The 17,179-nt window shown below is 44.2% G+C and carries 21 protein-coding genes and 1 riboswitch; of the genes, 12 read left to right on the top strand and 9 right to left on the bottom strand.

Annotation, left to right across the window (positions count from 1 at the left end; translation table 11 throughout):
• Positions 1-388 precede the first annotated feature (388 nt).
• From asd to MHH49_RS28275, 4 genes are all read left to right on the top strand, one after another.
• Complete coding sequence (gene asd / locus MHH49_RS28290; RefSeq protein ID WP_036686293.1) at positions 389-1,474, top strand: aspartate-semialdehyde dehydrogenase; 1,086 nt, start codon at positions 389-391, stop codon at positions 1,472-1,474.
• A 121-nt stretch (positions 1,475-1,595) separates the two neighbouring features.
• Positions 1,596-1,994: a hypothetical protein gene (locus tag MHH49_RS28285; protein WP_036686294.1), complete on the top strand. Its 399-nt coding sequence runs from the start codon at positions 1,596-1,598 to the stop codon at positions 1,992-1,994.
• A gap of 116 nt (positions 1,995-2,110) precedes the next feature.
• Complete coding sequence (locus MHH49_RS28280; protein ID WP_036686296.1) at positions 2,111-2,293, top strand: DUF3934 family protein; 183 nt, start codon at positions 2,111-2,113, stop codon at positions 2,291-2,293.
• A 109-nt stretch (positions 2,294-2,402) separates the two neighbouring features.
• Positions 2,403-3,095 (top strand): pseudouridine synthase, encoded by a 693-nt coding sequence (locus MHH49_RS28275; protein ID WP_036686298.1) that lies wholly within the window; start codon positions 2,403-2,405, stop codon positions 3,093-3,095.
• On the opposite strand, the gene thiE is transcribed toward MHH49_RS28275, so the two are convergent.
• Genes thiE through MHH49_RS28245 form a run of 6 tightly spaced genes read right to left on the bottom strand, consistent with a single transcriptional unit; the run spans position 3,076 to position 7,887 of the window.
• Positions 3,076-3,732, bottom strand: coding sequence for a thiamine phosphate synthase (thiE, locus tag MHH49_RS28270; protein ID WP_036686300.1), 657 nt, complete (start codon positions 3,730-3,732; stop codon positions 3,076-3,078). The genes MHH49_RS28275 and thiE overlap by 20 nt on opposite strands.
• Positions 3,722-4,552, bottom strand: coding sequence for a bifunctional hydroxymethylpyrimidine kinase/phosphomethylpyrimidine kinase (gene thiD / locus MHH49_RS28265; protein ID WP_179087077.1), 831 nt, complete (start codon positions 4,550-4,552; stop codon positions 3,722-3,724). The genes thiE and thiD overlap by 11 nt, the downstream gene beginning before the upstream one ends.
• 23 nt (positions 4,553-4,575) lie before the next feature.
• Complete coding sequence (gene thiM / locus MHH49_RS28260) at positions 4,576-5,370, bottom strand: hydroxyethylthiazole kinase (RefSeq protein ID WP_036686302.1); 795 nt, start codon at positions 5,368-5,370, stop codon at positions 4,576-4,578.
• 30 nt (positions 5,371-5,400) lie between these two features.
• Positions 5,401-6,438 (bottom strand): ABC transporter substrate-binding protein, encoded by a 1,038-nt coding sequence (locus tag MHH49_RS28255; RefSeq protein ID WP_036686304.1) that lies wholly within the window; start codon positions 6,436-6,438, stop codon positions 5,401-5,403.
• The gene (locus tag MHH49_RS28250) at positions 6,435-7,211 is read right to left on the bottom strand and encodes an ABC transporter permease (protein WP_081382643.1); all 777 of its coding nucleotides are present in this window, start codon (positions 7,209-7,211) and stop codon (positions 6,435-6,437) included. Before MHH49_RS28250 ends, MHH49_RS28255 begins: the two co-directional genes overlap by 4 nt.
• Entirely contained in the window at positions 7,192-7,887 is a 696-nt protein-coding gene (locus tag MHH49_RS28245) for an ABC transporter ATP-binding protein (protein ID WP_169744765.1), read from the bottom strand. Before MHH49_RS28245 ends, MHH49_RS28250 begins: the two co-directional genes overlap by 20 nt.
• A gap of 198 nt (positions 7,888-8,085) precedes the next feature.
• Positions 8,086-8,189, bottom strand: a riboswitch (TPP riboswitch).
• A gap of 222 nt (positions 8,190-8,411) precedes the next feature.
• Between MHH49_RS28245 and MHH49_RS28240 the strand changes: the two genes are divergently transcribed.
• The 3 genes from MHH49_RS28240 to MHH49_RS28230 are packed head-to-tail and all read left to right on the top strand — an operon-like array spanning position 8,412 to position 10,736.
• The gene (locus tag MHH49_RS28240; RefSeq protein ID WP_076101692.1) at positions 8,412-9,248 is read left to right on the top strand and encodes an amino acid ABC transporter substrate-binding protein; all 837 of its coding nucleotides are present in this window, start codon (positions 8,412-8,414) and stop codon (positions 9,246-9,248) included.
• Between the two features lie 53 nt (positions 9,249-9,301).
• Positions 9,302-9,970, top strand: a complete 669-nt coding sequence (locus MHH49_RS28235; protein ID WP_076101693.1) for an amino acid ABC transporter permease — start codon at positions 9,302-9,304, stop codon at positions 9,968-9,970.
• Between the two features lie 13 nt (positions 9,971-9,983).
• A complete protein-coding gene (locus MHH49_RS28230; RefSeq protein ID WP_036686311.1) occupies positions 9,984-10,736 on the top strand; it encodes an amino acid ABC transporter ATP-binding protein in 753 nt (250 codons plus the stop codon).
• Between the two features lie 95 nt (positions 10,737-10,831).
• Here the strand turns inward: MHH49_RS28230 and MHH49_RS28225 are convergent, their stop codons facing one another.
• Positions 10,832-11,488 carry an S-layer homology domain-containing protein gene (locus MHH49_RS28225; RefSeq protein WP_038570438.1) on the bottom strand — a complete coding sequence of 219 codons (657 nt, stop codon included), beginning with the start codon at positions 11,486-11,488 and terminating at the stop codon, positions 10,832-10,834.
• 318 nt (positions 11,489-11,806) lie between these two features.
• Here MHH49_RS28225 and MHH49_RS28220 point away from each other — a divergent pair, with 318 nt between their 5' ends.
• Entirely contained in the window at positions 11,807-12,286 is a 480-nt protein-coding gene (locus MHH49_RS28220) for a Fur family transcriptional regulator (protein ID WP_036686314.1), read from the top strand.
• Between the two features lie 69 nt (positions 12,287-12,355).
• On the opposite strand, the gene MHH49_RS28215 is transcribed toward MHH49_RS28220, so the two are convergent.
• On the bottom strand, positions 12,356-13,036 hold the full coding sequence (locus MHH49_RS28215; protein ID WP_036686316.1) for a TIGR00266 family protein: 681 nt from the start codon (positions 13,034-13,036) through the stop codon (positions 12,356-12,358).
• Positions 13,037-13,198: 162 nt separating this feature from the next.
• Here MHH49_RS28215 and MHH49_RS28210 point away from each other — a divergent pair, with 162 nt between their 5' ends.
• Together MHH49_RS28210 and MHH49_RS28205 are read left to right on the top strand one after the other, a co-directional pair.
• Entirely contained in the window at positions 13,199-13,405 is a 207-nt protein-coding gene (locus MHH49_RS28210; protein WP_036686317.1) for a hypothetical protein, read from the top strand.
• A gap of 61 nt (positions 13,406-13,466) precedes the next feature.
• Positions 13,467-14,198, top strand: a complete 732-nt coding sequence (locus tag MHH49_RS28205) for a class I SAM-dependent methyltransferase (RefSeq protein WP_038570441.1) — start codon at positions 13,467-13,469, stop codon at positions 14,196-14,198.
• A 22-nt stretch (positions 14,199-14,220) separates the two neighbouring features.
• Here the strand turns inward: MHH49_RS28205 and MHH49_RS28200 are convergent, their stop codons facing one another.
• Entirely contained in the window at positions 14,221-15,039 is an 819-nt protein-coding gene (locus MHH49_RS28200) for an AraC family transcriptional regulator (RefSeq protein ID WP_036686319.1), read from the bottom strand.
• Between the two features lie 277 nt (positions 15,040-15,316).
• On the opposite strand from MHH49_RS28200, the gene MHH49_RS28195 reads away from it, so the two are divergent.
• Entirely contained in the window at positions 15,317-16,084 is a 768-nt protein-coding gene (locus tag MHH49_RS28195) for a sugar phosphate isomerase/epimerase family protein (RefSeq protein WP_036686321.1), read from the top strand.
• Positions 16,077-17,174, top strand: coding sequence for a Gfo/Idh/MocA family protein (locus MHH49_RS28190; protein WP_036686323.1), 1,098 nt, complete (start codon positions 16,077-16,079; stop codon positions 17,172-17,174). The genes MHH49_RS28195 and MHH49_RS28190 overlap by 8 nt, the downstream gene beginning before the upstream one ends.
• Positions 17,175-17,179: the final 5 nt, after the last annotated feature.

The following is a 17,179-nucleotide window of genomic DNA, read 5'->3' as shown; positions in this document are numbered from 1 at the left end:
GCAGAGCGCTGATTCCTAATTTATGCTCACCAATCGCAAATAGATGTATTTCCTACAACTATATGCTATAAAATGCTCGTCAGATGCGATTTAGTTGCATTTCTTACATCTAAAAGTTCGCTTAGAGGGCATTTCCATTATTTTGCGGGGAAATAGTTGTAGAGAATGCAGTTAAAGAGTTGTCTAAGCAGAAAATATACTTATAATTGTACTGAGTGCAGCTATTTCTTTTATTAGCATTAGTGAAATTCAATATAATCCGCTAAAAATAAAATTTTTAATGTTATTTTGATGTTAACACTCGCCAAATGTTCCCGCGCCGTATATCATTAATTATCGGCCTATTATCCACAATAGGACAGTTAATCAAAAGGAAGTGTATTTTCTGATGTCAAGAAAGCTAAGAGCCGGCATAGTTGGCGGCACAGGTATGGTAGGACAACGTTTTATTGCCCTTCTAGAGAATCATCCTTGGTTTGAAGTAACTGCGATTGCTGCCAGTGCTAGATCTGCTGGAAAAACGTATGAAGAATCGGCCAAGGGCAGATGGAAGTTATCTACTCCAATGCCTGAGAACGTAAAGAATATTATGGTCCAAGATGCTTCTAAGGTAGAAGAAGTTGCTGCGGACGTGGATTTGATTTTTTGTGCTGTAGACATGAAAAAAGATGAGATTAAAGCGCTCGAAGAAGCTTACGCGCGCACCGGAACGCCAGTAATCTCCAATAACTCAGCGCATCGCTGGACGCCTGACGTGCCTATGGTCATTCCTGAGATTAATCCGGAGCATCTTGAGGTTATTGCACAGCAAAGAAAACGTCTGGGAACAGAGACAGGTTTCATTGCGGTTAAACCTAACTGCTCCATTCAAAGTTATGTGCCTGCACTTCATGCGCTCAAAGACTTTAATCCTTCTAAAGTGGTGGTCACCACCTACCAAGCCATTTCTGGTGCAGGAAAGACTTTTGCAGATTGGCCAGAAATGCTGGACAACGTGATTCCTTATATCGGTGGCGAAGAAGAGAAAAGCGAGCAAGAGCCTTTGCGGATCTGGGGAAGCGTTCAAGAAGAGGGTATCGTAAAGAGTGAAGCGCCAACGATTACTTCGCAGTGTATCCGTGTGCCTGTAGCGGATGGACATATGGCTGCTGTATTTGTTTCTTTTGAGAAGAAACCGTCCAAAGAAGAGATTCTGAATCTCTGGAAGAGCTTTAAAGGACGTCCTCAGGAGCTTGAACTGCCTAGCGCACCTAAACAGTTCATTACCTATTTTGAAGAGGACAATCGTCCACAGACCAAGCTGGATCGTGATATTGAGAACGGAATGGGCGTATCGACGGGCAGACTTCGGGAAGATGCCCTCTATGATTACAAATTCGTAGGTCTCTCCCATAACACCCTGCGCGGAGCAGCTGGCGGTGCTGTGTTGATCGCTGAGCTTCTGAAAGCAGAAGGTTATATTCAACCGAAATAAGTCCATGCATGAGCTGCAAAGCTGATGTGAATAGACACCTCATCAAAGCTTAGTCTTTGGTGGGGTTTTTTTATTTTAATTTTAAATTTGGTAAAATAAGTTATGGAAGGAGAGGATACCTTTGAATAAATATTTATTAGCTTTTATATGGTTACCATTAATCCTGTTTACAAGCGGTTGTACATCGTCAGCTCAAGAGGAACAAGAGTATGGAGTGTCCTCTATAAATGCCGAAATTCCTATTCCGAAGAATGCCAAAGAAATCGAAGTGATAACAAATTCAAATAACCCTAATATAAAAATTGGAGCAAAGTACGAGTTGGATAATATAGGGGGAGAACAAGGTCTTTATCGGCCTGACGGCTATTTTAATAAATTAAACGATGCTGGATGGATAGAGCTGGAGGACAAGCGGTTAGGACATGTGCAATTTTTTGAAAAAGAGGACACCGTCATCGCCATCGAAATACATCAGGATATCTTTGATATTCATGAAATGAATAAAGATGCTAAATTCTAAACAGTGGCTAGTTAGATGAAGCATTTGTTATTACTTAAACAGAAAGGTTGAGAGTGTGGTAAGATAGGTAAAGTGTATAAACTATACGAATTCTGAATGACTGACGGAGTGATATGATGGGTGCAAAAAGTAAAGGTGGCGGCACAGGCAGAGGTACGGGGAGTAAAGGCTGGACACGCTGGAACAAAACAGCAAAACCAGTTAAACCTGCAAAAGGTGACCCAACGACGGGTCCAGGTGCTAAAGGTGCAGGTGGAAGCAAGGGCAGTAACGTGAAAAAAAGCGGAAGCACCAAATAGCTCCCTTAAACTGGATTATTCCTGAAGGTTAACATCTGATTTTGATCGTTAAAATCAGGTGTTTTTTTATGACCAGATGTAAGTATATAGAGAGAAAGTAGGATCAGCAGTGAGAATCGATAAATATATAAGCGAAACAGGCTTTTGTTCCAGAAGGGAAACCAAGCGATTAATTGCAGCAGGTCGAATCGCTGTGAACGGCATTGTCTGTGAGGCGAACATTCTTATAGAGCCAGAGGATATCGTATGGATCGATGGGGAGCCGATAACAAGCAGTAAAGGGGAGCCAGTGTATCTCGCTTTGAATAAGCCGATAGGCATTACCTGTACAGCAGCCCCACATGTGGCTGGGAACATTATTGATTTTGTGGGGTATCCTTCACGGATCTTTGCGATCGGCAGATTAGATAAAAACTCGGAAGGCCTCATTTTGTTAACCAACGATGGAGAGATCGTAAATAAAATGATGCGTTCCGAGAATGGGCATGAAAAAGAATATGTAGTTCATGTAGACAAACCGGTTACGTCAGAATTCTTACAAGCGATGTCTAGCGGCGTGAACATTCTTGGAGTCACAACGAAACCTTGTGAGGTCTATCGGATCACAGAATGTCAGTTTAGAATTATCCTAACTCAAGGTCTTAATCTGCAAATACGCAGAATGTGCAAGGAGTTAGGATATAGAGTACTAAAGCTGGAGCGCATAAGAATTATGAATATTACATTAGACGGCTTGGAGCTGGGACAATGGCGACATTTAAGCAGTGAAGAGCTGTATGAGCTTATGACCCGCTTAAACTGACTTTGTCAACAAAGCCTCTGGCAGTTGTTGTAATATCTTCAGCTCCGGCAATCGCTGAGATAACAGAGATCCCATCCGCACCAGCTGCTAATACTGGTGCAACATTTTGCAGTGTGATTCCCCCAATGCCAACCAAAGGGATGGTAATGCCTTTATTTCTTAGTTCTTCAATAATCGCAGTGCCTTGAACAGCTTTGGCATCCTCCTTGGATGACGTAGGATAAATGGGACCCACGCCCAGATAGTCGGCTCCATCGGCAATCGCCTGCTGAGCTTCAGCGAAGGAGTGAGCGGATACACCAATGATTTTATTCTCTCCAAGTAGCTGGCGGATTGCCAATGCAGGTGTATCCTCCTGTCCTACATGAATTCCGTCCGCATCAAGCGCGATCGCTAAATCAATGTCGTCATTCACGATAAAGGGCACGCCATTGGCATGACAAATCTTTTGAAGTCGTCTCCCAAGATTAAGTCGCGCCTTATCGCTTAAGGATCCGATACCCTTTTCACGGAATTGAAACATGGTTATGCCCCCAGCAACCGCTTCCTGCAGCACCTTAACTGGAGCTTTACGGCAATTTACGCTGCCCATAATGAAATAGACTTTTAATAGATCTCGCAGATGTTCACTGTTCATTCGTTGCACTGTTTATCCCTCGCAGTCTGTTCTGATAAGCAAAATGATTGGTTGGTCCATGCCCAGCCCCTATGCCCAGCTCGTCCTCGATCGCCGCTTGTATAAATGCTTTGGCAGTTTGAATGGCCTCTGCTACGGATTTGCCTTTGGCTAGCTGGGCGGTGACTGCTGCTGAATAGGTGCAGCCTGTACCATGCGTATGTCTGGTCTGAATCCGGTTACTCTCCAATAAGGTATATTCGTCACCATCATATAGAAGATCGGTTACGGCTGTGGTCGAGGTATCATGTCCCCCTTTTAGCACTACATATTTGGAGCCCATGCCATGAATGATTTTGGCCGCTTTTTTGCGTTCTTCGATGGTGGTGATCGTCATCTTTGTGATTATTTCGGCTTCGGGAATATTGGGTGTCGTCACCAATGCTAAGGGCAGCAGATGGCTGACTAAGGATTGAACTGCCTCCTGCAGCAGCAGTGTGGACCCTCCTTTAGCGACCATCACAGGATCAATTACAAGATTAGACCAGCCGTAATGCTTAATTTTATCTGCCACAATGCGGATGATGTCACTGTTAAATAACATCCCGGTCTTTACGGCATCTGGTTGCAGGTCAAATCCTATAGAATCAAGCTGCTGAATTATGGCGTCCAGAGTCACTGGATAAACCCCTTGGACACCCAGCGTATTCTGCGCTGTCACAGCTGTGAGGACGGACATGCCATAGACAGAAAGCTCCTGAAAGGTTTTTAGATCGGCCTGAATGCCAGCACCACCGCCGCTATCGGAGCCGGCAATGGTTAGAGCTTTGGATATAATCATCGAATTCACTCCTTCGAGGGTCATTAACTGAGCTGTTTGATGCTGGATCTTTCTAGGAAGACTTCTGGCGTGACCCATGTCAGTTGATTTAGAAACTCAACCTGAAAGCTTCCCGGCCCTTGACCAGTCGTTAGTTCAGCGGCGATTTCAGCTGCTACTCCATAGAAGGAGAGGGCTTCCACTGCGGCCTCCAACGAGGCACCTCCACTTACCGCGAGAAATGCACCCACAACAGCGCTGAGTAAACAGCCAGTTCCTGTAATCTTCGTGAGAATAGGGTGACCGTTGCTGGCAATAAAAGTGTTTTTTCCATTCGTGATCACATCGTCTTTTCCAGTTATGATGACCACACAGCTTAACTTCCTCGCAGCAGCTTCAGCCAAAAGGACTACATCGCCTTCACCTTCGCCAGCATCCACCCCTTTAATGGACCAACTCTCCCCAATGACATTAGCGACTTCAGCCACATTCCCCCGCAGTGCGGTGATTTGCATCTCATTCACTAGCTTTTGAGTGACAGCGGTCCGATAAGAAGTTGCGCCTGCACCTACCGGGTCAAGCACTAGGGGAACCCTGTGTTTATTAGCGGATTTACCAGCAAGCAACATAGATTGAATGGCGTAATCATTGAGTGTGCCGATATTTAGAACTACAGCAGACGACATAGCGGCGATGTCGATCACTTCTTCGTGGGCATCCGCCATAAAGGGAGAGGCGCCAAGCGCCAACAGACCGTTGGCTGAGAAATTGGCTACCACAATATTAGTGATGTTGTGGATCAACGGGTTGGATTCCCGTACTTTGGCTAAATAACTCATCATAATTCCTCCTCAAGCTTGTATGAACAATTACAGATTGATAAAAGCTTCCTGTGCTTTAATATCCTCTGGTAGAAGATTGTTGGTGGATAACCACTGCTGAACCTTTTCCCAAGATGTCGGGTCTTGATATCCAAAAGATTGATCGCCAGCATTCATCAGCGGCAGCAGAATCTCAAGACTTTTTTTCTCAATCTCCTTGTCGAGCGGTGAAGTTGCATCTTCATGTGCAACCAGTAAATCCAGGGCTTGTTCAGGATTCTGCTCCACAAATTCTTGTCCTTTTGTAATGGCATTTAGAAATCTTTTAAAGTAGGCTTCAGAATTTTGCAATCCTTGTTCGCTGGCCACCAGCACAAGCTCATAATAGTCAGGCACTCCGTAATCCGTTGGATTAAGCGAAGTGACCGGATGTCCCTCTTTTTCAAGGATTAGTTGTTCATGGTTGATGAACCCGCCCATTATTGCGTCTACTTGTCCAGTAGAGATCGCAGGGATGAGGTCAAAACCTACGTCAATCAGCTTGGCGGATGAAGGATCGCCTCCATCACTCTGGATCATTGTCCGAATCATCGCTTCATAGAGCGGAATGGAGGAATAGCCGATTTGTTTTCCCGCGAGCTCTTTTGGACTATGAATACTGCCAGCCTGAGGAACCATCAGATGATTCAGTGGATGCCGCACGATTGCTGCAATCGAACGTACAGGGATTTTCTCGCCGCGTGCCATAAGTACCTGAGGCTGATAACTGAGCGCTAGATCAATTTGATTCGCTGCAACAAGCTTTAGGGAATCATTGCTGTCCGCAGGCATTTTGATCTCGACATCCAAACCTTCCTCTTGGAAAAAACCTTGCTGTTGCGCAGCGTATAGAAAGGAATGAACGGCATTGGGATACCAATCAAGCATAATCGTCAGCTTGTGTGACTGCTTATTTTCGGTATTGGAGGGATCGGTTTGGGAGTTGTTATTTATCTTGTCTGCCTTCCCGCAGCTGCTTAAGAGCAAAAGTGTGCATACTAGAAATACAGAAATAAGTCCTCGTTGTGGGGATTTTAAATGATTCATTGGTTTGATCCTCTTTTCTTTAAAAATAATTGTTCGAGTAAAGCTATCGCCAGAAAAAGCACCACACCAAGCGCGGACAGCAGAAATACAGCCGCGAACATTTCATCGCTCTGCATATTTCCGGCCATTCTGCGGCTGAAGTAACCGAGTCCTTTACTGCCGCCGAGCCATTCCCCGATAGTAGCTCCGATGACGCAGTATACAATGGACAGCTTTAAGCCAGAGAAAAAAGCAGGCAACGCCAGTGGAATTTGGGTTTTGACAAGCAGCTGCCAGCGGTTTGCACCAAATGTTAATAATAAGTCCTTGTAAGTCTGGCCACTTGTACGAAGTCCATCATATGTACTCACTACGACTGGAAAAAAAGCCGTCAAAAACACCACAGCCACTTTGCTCCACAGCGAATATCCGAACCACATAATAAAAATGGGGGATAGCGCAATTAATGGGATCGTCTGGCTAATGATAAGAAAGGGATAGATGGCCTTTTCTATGGGGCGATACAGGAACATTCCAGTGCCCAGCAATACACCACAAATAACAGAAAGGACAAAACCCACCAGTATCTCCTGTAACGTTGCCAATAAATGCTGTCCGAATAATAATTGCCTGTGCTCGATCAATGCGATTCCCATAGAGGAAGGTGCAGGGAGAATAAAGGCTGGAATCATGTGAAGGCGAACAGCCGACTCCCAGATTACAAGAATGAGCAGTACCAGAAGAAGGAAGGGACCATAGTTGTCTAGATGTTTTTTAAAAGGTATAGGTTGCATGCAATCTTCGCTCCAACTCTTCCCGTAGTGCTATAAACCGGGGTTCATAGTTCATCTTATAATGTCTTGGCCTTGGTAGATCCACAACGATCTCCTGTAATTCGCTGTGCGCACCGCCAGATAATAAATAAATCCGGTCACTGAGCAATAGTGCTTCTTCCAGATCATGAGTGATGAGCATAATCGTCTGATTCAATTCACCCCATAACTCCAACAGCCAACGGTGTATCTCGCGTTTGGTCATGGCATCGAGAGCGCCAAAGGGCTCATCCAGCAGCATCAGACCAGTTCCGCCTCCAGCCACTAAGGTGCGCAGAAATGCGACTCGCTGTTTCATTCCACCCGAAAGTTCATGGGGATAAGCCTTCTCTACATCTGCTAAGCCGAAGCGGGTCAACATTTCCCGAATCTGAGTGATCGTTTCTTGTTTATTGAATCTGGGCTTGATCTCCCAAGGCAAAAGGCAGTTATCGAGCACTGTCCTCCAAGGCAGCAATAAATCCTGCTGAGGCATATAAGCGATCTGGCCTAAACGACTAGCGGTTGACGGGTGTGTAGAGAGTTTTATTTTTCCGTGAGTAGGTTCGAGTAAACCGGCAATCGTTTTGAAAAATGTACTTTTCCCGCATCCGCTAGCACCTACTACGGAGACGAATTCCCCTTGCCTGATATCCATGGATAGATCTGCGAATACAGGGGGTTGCTCAGATTCCGGAAAAGAGTAGGTTAGGCCTTGAATAGATAAAATGGTCGTGATGATCTAACCTCCTAAAATTTTTGTGGAGCGCCTAAACAAATAAAGACCCATCCATTTCCAGAGGAAATGAATGGGTCAAAAAGTTCATTCTGCATAATAACACTTAACATGCTTGATGAAAATTCTGCTCCACTTCCCTCCGCTGGTATGATCCAGATCAGGTTCCAAGGGTCCGGAGCTTGAAGCTCCGTCTCAGTCGGCCGACTCCCCTAGTGAAATAACAGGTCCATATTAATTTGTTTATAAATATACCATATCTTTCTGAGAAGTAAAGAGAGAAAGAAGTGAAGGATTAATCCAAGATTGGGTAAGATATAGGTAGGAATCTAGTTAATATTATAATTCCGATGTATATAATCGGAAAAAAGTATTGACGATCATGTGATGGCAGTGTACTATTCAATTTACCGGAAAAAAACCGGATAGAGAGAGGGGATTTAAGAATGAAAAAATGGAGTTTAACTATTATATTGGCGTTAACCGTGGTCCTTGTAGCGGCTTGCGCCAATAATTCGAATACCAATACGGCTGCTGAACCTACAGCTGGAACGAATGGTGGAGCAGCATCTTCAGCGCAAAACAGTTTGGAGGCTGTGAAAGCCAGCGGCAAATTGCGGATAGGTACAGAAGGGACTTATGCACCTTTTACTTATCATGACACTGCGGGGAAATTGACTGGTTTTGACGTGGAAATTGCTGAAGAAGTAGCAAAGCGTTTAGGTGTTAAAGCTGAATTTTTTGAAACTCAGTGGGATGGTATTTTTGCTGGAATGGATGCGAAACGGTTTGATGTAATCTTTAATGAAGTTTCCATTAACGAAGATCGCAAAGTGAAATATGATTTCTCTGAACCCTATATCGTATCCAAAGCAGTATTGATCGTGAGCGAAGACAATGAGGATATTAAGACCTTTGCCGATCTTAAGGGTAAAAAAGCCGGACAATCCCTGACAAGTAACTTATCCGACATCGCTCGTGAGAACGGTGCTGAAATCGTAGCTACAGATGGTTTCAATCAAGCGATGGACCTGCTGACTTCGGGACGTATTGATGCAACTGTGAATGATGGCTTGTCTTATCTGGATCTGAAAAAACAAAAACCAGATGCAAAAATTAAAGTGGTTGATGAGATTCCTGAAGGATCACAAAGTGCCGCGGTATTCCTGAAAGGTAATGATGAGCTGGTGAAAGCGGTCAGTGATGCGATTACAGAGATGAAGAGTGATGGAACGTACTTGAAAATTTCCGAGAAATACTTTGGAGCTGACGTTTCAAAATAATACAAGGCTAGCAAGGCTAATTAAGCCTGGAAGCTAAAAAGGATGTCTGAATAATGGATGACCGCAAAATACAAATTTTCTTAGACACACTGCTACCCCTGCTAAAAGCCGGGGTGGCTTTTACCATTCCGTTGGCGCTACTTTCCTTTGTGCTTGGATTGATTTTGGCGATCCTAACCGCGCTGGCACGTCTTTCACCGTGGGTAATTCCGAAGCTAATCGCCCGTTTTTATGTGTGGGTTATTCGAGGAACCCCATTGTTAGTGCAGCTATTTATTATATTTTATGGTTTGCCGGCTGTTGGCATTGTACTCGACCCCTTCATTGCCGCCACCATTGGATTTACCCTTAGCGTAGGGGCTTATTCATCGGAAATCGTACGCGCTGCTATCCTGTCGATACATAAAGGCCAATGGGAAGCTGCCTTCTCAGTCGGGATGACTCGTGGGCAGGCTCTGAGCCGCGTAATTCTGCCACAAGCTGCGCGCGTTTCTGTACCGCCGTTATCCAATTCCTTTATTAGCTTGGTTAAAGATACTTCGCTTGCAGCGATCATCACCTATACGGAGATGTTTAGAACCGCACAGCAGGTAGCCTCTACCACTTATGAGCCTCTGCTGGTATACTCCGAAGCAGGATTGTTTTATTTAGTGTTCTGTTCTGTGCTGTCGGCGCTGCAAAATTACTTGGAGAAACGACTCGATCGTTACTCTGCGACCTAAAGGAGAGATACTTGTGATTGAAATCATTAATTTGCATAAATCCTTCGGCGCACTCCAAGTGTTAAAGGGTATTGATCTGAAAATGGAGCATGGAAAGGTACTTGTCATTATTGGGCCATCCGGCTCCGGGAAGACTACACTGCTGCGCTGTTTTAATCTGTTGGAAATCCCGGATCAAGGCAGCCTGTCGCTCAGTGATATCACCATCAATTTTACAGATCATAAGAAAATTCCTCAGAATTCCGTATTGGCCCTTCGTCAGAAAACAGGGATGGTCTTTCAATCGTATAATTTATTTCCGCATATGACTGCGCTTGGCAATGTGATGGAGGGACAGGTAACTGTCCTGAAACGATCCAAGGAAGAAGCGCGCAAGCGGGGGCTTCAGCTGCTGGCTAAGGTGGGTTTGGCAGATAAAGCTGATAACTATCCACATCAGCTGTCAGGTGGACAGCAGCAGAGAGTGGCCATCGCCCGGGCTATGGCAGTAGATCCAGAAGTGTTATTGTTTGATGAGCCCACTTCGGCGCTCGATCCTGAGCTGGTAGGGGAAGTGCTTAAGGTTATCAAACAATTAGCGGCAGAAGGTATGACTATGGTGATTGTGACCCACGAGATGAAATTTGCCGCCGATGTAGCGGACCGGATCATTTTGATGGATGGTGGTCATATCTTAGAGCAAGGGACTCCGCAAGAAGTGCTGGAGCATCCGAAGAATCCCCGGGCTCTGCAATTTCTGAACAGACTGAATGGTGAAGAAGAGTAGAAAGACAATATACACGAAAAAGCGGCTCGGGAATCATCCGGAGCTGCTTTTTCATGTGTAGATTATTCAAATGAGAAGAGTATCTGAAATTTGGCTTATACTCCAGTTTTCAGAAATTCCAAAGCGTTGTAGAGCATAATCGCTGCTTCGGCGCGGGTGAGTTCGCTTTTTGGATTAAACTTTCCGTTAGCATCCAGGCTATTGATCTTGTATTTCAGGGAGCGCTGAATACTGCCTTGATACGCAGGAGTCAGAGAAGCTTCATCAGCGATATCTACTGGAACGATATTGATCATCGGCAGATTGCCAACGCCTTCGATCGCTTGCACTAGATAGTTAGTGAATTGCTCTTTGGTCATAATGAGGTTAGGATCAATGTCTTTAGGAAGCTTAACTTCATTGTAATAAGCATTGATAAAGGCTTCAGCGTACCAGGCTTTGTCTTTTACTTTTGTGAACAAGCCGCTGGCAACAGGAGCTTTGTTAAAATCAATGGCCGCGAGGCTAAGCTGGAGACCGCCGGAGATAAACTGAATCCCTTGGGCTGTAGTTACCTTAGAGCCAGGGAGAAATTGAGATTCGCTGACACCTTTAATTAACCCTTGATTTTTTAAAGAAATGATTTTTTCTTTGCCGTTTATGTTATCAATATCCTTAAAGGTGTTCCCAGCTGCAAACATCTGACCACCCAAAGAAAAGGAGAAAATGGCTACGGTTGTGATCGCTGCTAGTGTGCTTTTTTTCATGTTCATGTCTTTTCACCTCGTTGTATGGATAGGCTCCTTAGCCTTTGTCACTCCTTTAACGTTGTAAATTATGGAAAGGTTGCGGTCTAATCTGTATTATTTCACGAAAAAGTAGATTTTAATAGAAATATGGGCCAGATTGGGGTGTAGTACTTTGGATAAGTGGCATGAAATGATATAATGATGTCAGGCTCTTTTCATTCGTGGTTAATTTTGTTATGATTATATCGTAACGATTACTATTTATGGTTTGTCCAAACTGCATAAATAGGAGCGTCTCAGAGGGTACGGATGTTAAATCGTTCCGGGAAGGTAGGAGACCAAATGGATCAAATATCAAATATCAGTCAATTGTTTGCGGCGCAAAAATATAAATTAACGCCTCAGCGTGAAGCTATAGTGAACGTTCTGCTCGACAATGAGAAGGATCATCTAAGCGTAGAAGAAGTATATATGCTTGTTAAGAACAGCTATCCACATCTGGGCCTGGCAACGGTATACCGTACACTTGAGCTTTTATGTGAGCTACACATTGTAGAGAAGATGAACTTCGGAGACGGAGTTGCCCGTTACGATTTGCGCGGGAACGATCATTCGCATATGCATCATCATTTGATATGCAGCGTATGCGGTCGGTTGGAGGAAATTAAGGACGACTGGCTTGTGGAGCTGGAGAGAAGAGTGGAACGTGAATATGGCTTTAACGTCACGGATCATCGCCTTGATTTCAAGGGTACTTATGGAACATGTAAACGTACAGGCTGCAAAAAAGCAAAAGCAGAAGCAGATAAAGCAGTCTCGTAAGATCGCTTTCTAACCTAAAGACACAGGGTCCAAGCCTGTGTCTTTTTTGATTACTGCGTTTTAGGAAGTCTAGCTTCGAGTAGGTACAAAGGATTTGATCCACGTTCCGAAGCTGCCAGGGTTACGGCTCTGAACGAGAATTACACCTTCTCCACGAAAGCGGCACACAAGTGCTTCACCACTGGTTATGCTGTTTAGCCAGCCAGAGGCTGCCTTTTCTACCTTATAGTCCATATAATCTGGCCATGCTACGAGGTGTCCGTTATCGATAATCATTTCTTCACCAGGTCCTAAATTAATCGCATGGATAGCACCGAAGGAAGACAGGAACACCGTTCCTCTGCCACTGATTTCTACAATGAAGAAGCCTTCACCGGAGAAGAGCCCTCTGGTTAAATTCTGCATTTTGGTATTTACTTGAATGCCTTCAGTTCCGGCGAGAAATCCGTCTTTTTGAACTAACAGTTTATACGATCCGTCTAATTCTATCGCCTGAATATCGCCGAGTGAGCCAGGTGACAGCAATACCTCACTTTGACCACGGGTCGCTCTAAGTTCTTGAAAGAAGAATTTCTCACCGCTCAGCATTCTCCCGAGACCGCGCATTAAACCACCATCCACGGTTCCTTTTAATTCTACGTTAGGTGACATCGCGACCATTGCGCCCATTTCAGCCTTTACGCTTTCACCGGGATTTAGTTGGACCTTTAACATAGCAAAAGCACCTTCATACAAAACCTGGTAATTCATCCTTTAAACCTCCGCATCTATTTAGATAAGATAGAATACTAGCTTTGCTCTAAGTGTAACGGAATTCTTGCTTCGCTCATAGTCTGGAATATGTTAAAATGAAGTTGTCTTATAGATGTAAGATCAATAATCATTCACCCATGAATAGGAGAGTGGTGTCACATGGCACGAACCAAGACACAAAAAGCCTTGCGTAAGGCAGAGCGCTCCGGAGCCTGGTGCGCAGCACAGAGTCGTAGATCGAATAGTGATTATGGAGCCATTTCACAGCATGTACGGTTAACACCAAGCAAGCAGGAACAATTGAATAAGAATAGATATAAGGGGCAGATCTTCCAAGATGATGCTCCTTTTTTATTGGCTATTTGATAAGAGGACGTCGCTCAGCGTATAGTAATTGAAGAAATAATATATAGGAGATGTATCCCAGATGAAACAAAATAAATATGACGATTCGAATTTCTTCTCAGCTTACCAACAAATGCCTCGATCTATCGGAGGGCTTGCAGCAGCAGGAGAATGGCATGTATTAAAGGCACTTCTTCCAGACTTACATAATAAAAGTGTGCTTGATCTAGGCTGCGGCTTCGGCTGGCATTGCCTATATGCCCGTGAGCAGCAGGCGAGTTCAGTTATAGGTGTGGATATCTCTGAAAAAATGCTGCAACAGGCGCGTGAAAAAACGAACGATCCTGCTATAACTTATATCCAGCTGCCGATTGAGGACATTGATTTTACGAGCGAGCAATTTGATGTGGTCCTCAGTTCATTGGCTTTCCACTATATTGAATCTTTTACAGCCATCTGCCGCAAAGTCCATGCGTTTCTTAAGCCTGGTGGGAGTTTTATTTTTTCAGTGGAGCATCCTATCTTTACTTCACGGGAAGAGCAAGACTGGTATACCGATGAACAAGGTAACCACCTGCATTGGCCCGTAGATCATTATCAATCAGAAGGACTTCGTGAAACTAAATTCTTAACAGAAAATGTGATTAAATACCATCGCACGATTTCCACCTACTTTAATGACCTGATTGAAGCTGGCTTTACTATTAAAGCGGTTAAAGAACCAAAGCCTTTAGAAGAAATGAGTAATGATCCATGGATGAAGGATGAGGAGCGTAGACCGATGTTCCTGATCATTTCGGCTGTAAAAGAATAATTTCATTCTCATGTTTCTTCATTTACACCTGTTCTCTGCTGTGCACACGATATTCTCTTGGTGACATACCAAAACGGCTTCGGAAGACGCGGTGAAAATAGGTATAGTTCGCAAAACCACAAGTTTCTGCTACTTGCTCCAGCGGCATGGGACTGAAGGTTATCCGTTCTCTGGCCATTTCCAGTCGGACATCGTTTACATATTTAATAATACTGGTCCCAAAGGCTTCTTTAAATAAATGAACGGCTCGCGAGACGGATATACCCACAAAACCTGCTACATCCTCCAATAGAAAGGGTACGGTTGCGTGCTCCTCAACATATTGCTTCATTCGGTATGCCAAATAACCTTTTGGAGTAATTGCTGGCTGGTCTGTAATTAGCCGGTCGATTTCCATACATAGAATTTGCAGATAGCAGGCAGATATTTCTGGAGAGAAGTCGGAAAGTCGACGGTGCTCCAGAATTAACTGGCGAAACAAGCCAAGAAAATTCTCACTAAGCGGCACACTTAGGCGAGTGGGTCTTTGTGAACGTTGCCACCATTCATCAATCCATGTTCCCCCACAAAAAATATGATAATCTCCGCTTTCAATTCGTGGCTTGCCTACAGGGTACTCTTCTTTATCTATGATCAAATAGTAAGGATCATTTGGAGCGAATAACATAATATCCCCGCTTTCCACAGGTGACATCACACCATCGATCAATGCACGGCTTCTTCCTTCCGTTTGCAGACGTATAAGAAAGTTCTGGTTCCCTTGACTTTGAGACATATGAAAAGGCTTGCGATGAAAAGAAAATCCGGCTGATAATACGTGACAGGTAGCAGAATGAGTCATAGGTCCTCCTAGGTGTATTGAAATGATAAGCAGATTGTTCATGTTTTAATCATATTCTTCATTTTAATATATACGCTTTCATATTACTATGTAGCTAAGCAATAAAGAAAGAAATCGACCATCAACGCTAGAAACAGTCGGTATTAGCTGTGCTTACAAGAATGACAGTTTAAGGAAACTGATGAGAATCAGATTAGTCAATTCTGTTACAGCATTATTGTTCAAGTGATTATCACTACAGAAAGCTAACTTTAAATCCAATTGGAGTGATTCGAAAATGCTGAAGATAGGCCTGCAATTGTATACGCTCAGAGAAGAACTGGAACAGGATTTTGAAGGGACACTGCGTAAAGTGGCAGCCCTTGGTTATAAAGGCGTGGAGTTTTTCCATTACTTCGGCCGTAGCGCAGCAGAAGTCAAACAACTGCTTGATGAACTAGGATTAGTTGCGCTGGGCGCACACCGTCCCTATGACGCGTTGTTAAATGATACAGAGGCAGAGATTGCGTACAACCTAGAGATTGGAAATCATAATCTGATTGTGCCGTATCTGTCAGAAGAACAACGTAACTATGAAGAAGTTGCTGCGAATCTGAAGATCATTGGAGAAAAGTGCAAGGCGCGTGGAGCGGTTCTTTTGTACCATAATCATGACTTTGAGCTAACTGATCGATATGGTGACCGTACAGCGTTTGACGGTTTGTTTGAAGAAGTGCCAGCTGATTTGCTGCAAGTTGAAATGGATACATGCTGGGTACATCACGCAGGTTATGATGCCGTAGAATATATCAACAAATACGCTGGCCGGTTGCCGATCATCCATCTGAAAGATTTGAAGAAACATGAGGATGGTTCACCAGAAACGGTTGTTCTAGGCGAAGGAGAAGTAAACCTTACAGCAATTCTTGATGCGGCTGTACAGGCAAAGGTAGAGTGGGCGGTAGTGGAGCAGGATTATTGCAGCCGTTCACCATTAGAAAGTGTAGAAGATAGTTTGAAATGGGTAAAAGCATACGCTAATCAAGGGGGAAATGTTCATGTCTAAAAAGTTGAGAATTGCTATTGTCGGTTGCGGTGGAATTGCTAATGGAAAACATATGCCAAGTTTGTCACGTCAAGCAGATGCTGAAATGGTAGCCTTCTGTGATATCGTCGAAGAACGTGCACAGGAAGCAGCAAAAACCTATGGTGCTGAAGGCGCGGCTGTATATACAGATTATCAAGAGCTTTTGAAAGCCGGAGGATTCGATATCGTGCATGTATGTACACCGAATGACAGTCACTCCGTGATCACAATCGCAGCATTGGAAGCTGGCAATCATGTAATGTGTGAGAAGCCTATGGCGAAGACTACAGCTCAAGCACAGGAAATGTTAGAGGCTGCTAAACGTACAGGCATGAAATTGTCTGTAGCTTATCAAAACCGTTATCGTGCGGATAGTGAATACCTTAAAGACGTTTGCGAAAACGGTGAGCTTGGTGAAATCTATTATGCAAAAGCGATCGCAGTACGTCGTCGTGCGGTTCCTACATGGGGCGTATTCCTGGATGAAGAAAAGCAAGGTGGGGGTCCACTGATCGATATCGGTACGCATGCGCTTGATCTAACATTATGGATGATGGACAATTATAAACCGCGTAGTGTTATGGGCTCGACTTTTCATAAGCTAGGTAACCGTAAAAACGGCGGAAATGCCTTTGGTCCATGGGACCCTGAACAATTTAAAGTAGAAGATTCAGCATTTGGATTTATTACCATGGAAAATGGTGCTACAATTGTACTGGAATCAAGCTGGGCTCTTAATGTATCGGAATTTGGAGAAGCGAAGACGCTCCTCGCAGGTACAGAGGGTGGCGCAGATATGAAGGACGGGTTACGCTTAAATGGTGACCGTGGTGGCCGTCTATACGAGACTAAAATTGACTTGTCCGCAGGGGGAGTAGCTTTCTTTAACGGAGGACAAGAGAGTGAATCCGATCGTGAAGCTCGCTTGTGGCTTGAGGCAGTTAGGGAAGATAAAGAACCAGTAGTTAAACCTGAACAAGCCCTTGTCGTTACCCAAATTTTGGAGGCTATTTACGAATCTTCCCGTACAGGTCGTGCTGTGTATTTTGACGGAACATCAGATAACTAAACGAG

This window comes from Paenibacillus sp. FSL F4-0122, assembly GCF_038002845.1.
In the GTDB taxonomy this organism is placed as follows: Bacteria; Bacillota; Bacilli; order Paenibacillales; family Paenibacillaceae; genus Paenibacillus_AQ; species Paenibacillus_AQ odorifer.
The sequence above is the reverse complement of the archived record's forward strand: the minus strand, read 5'-3'. Positions and strand labels throughout refer to the sequence as shown.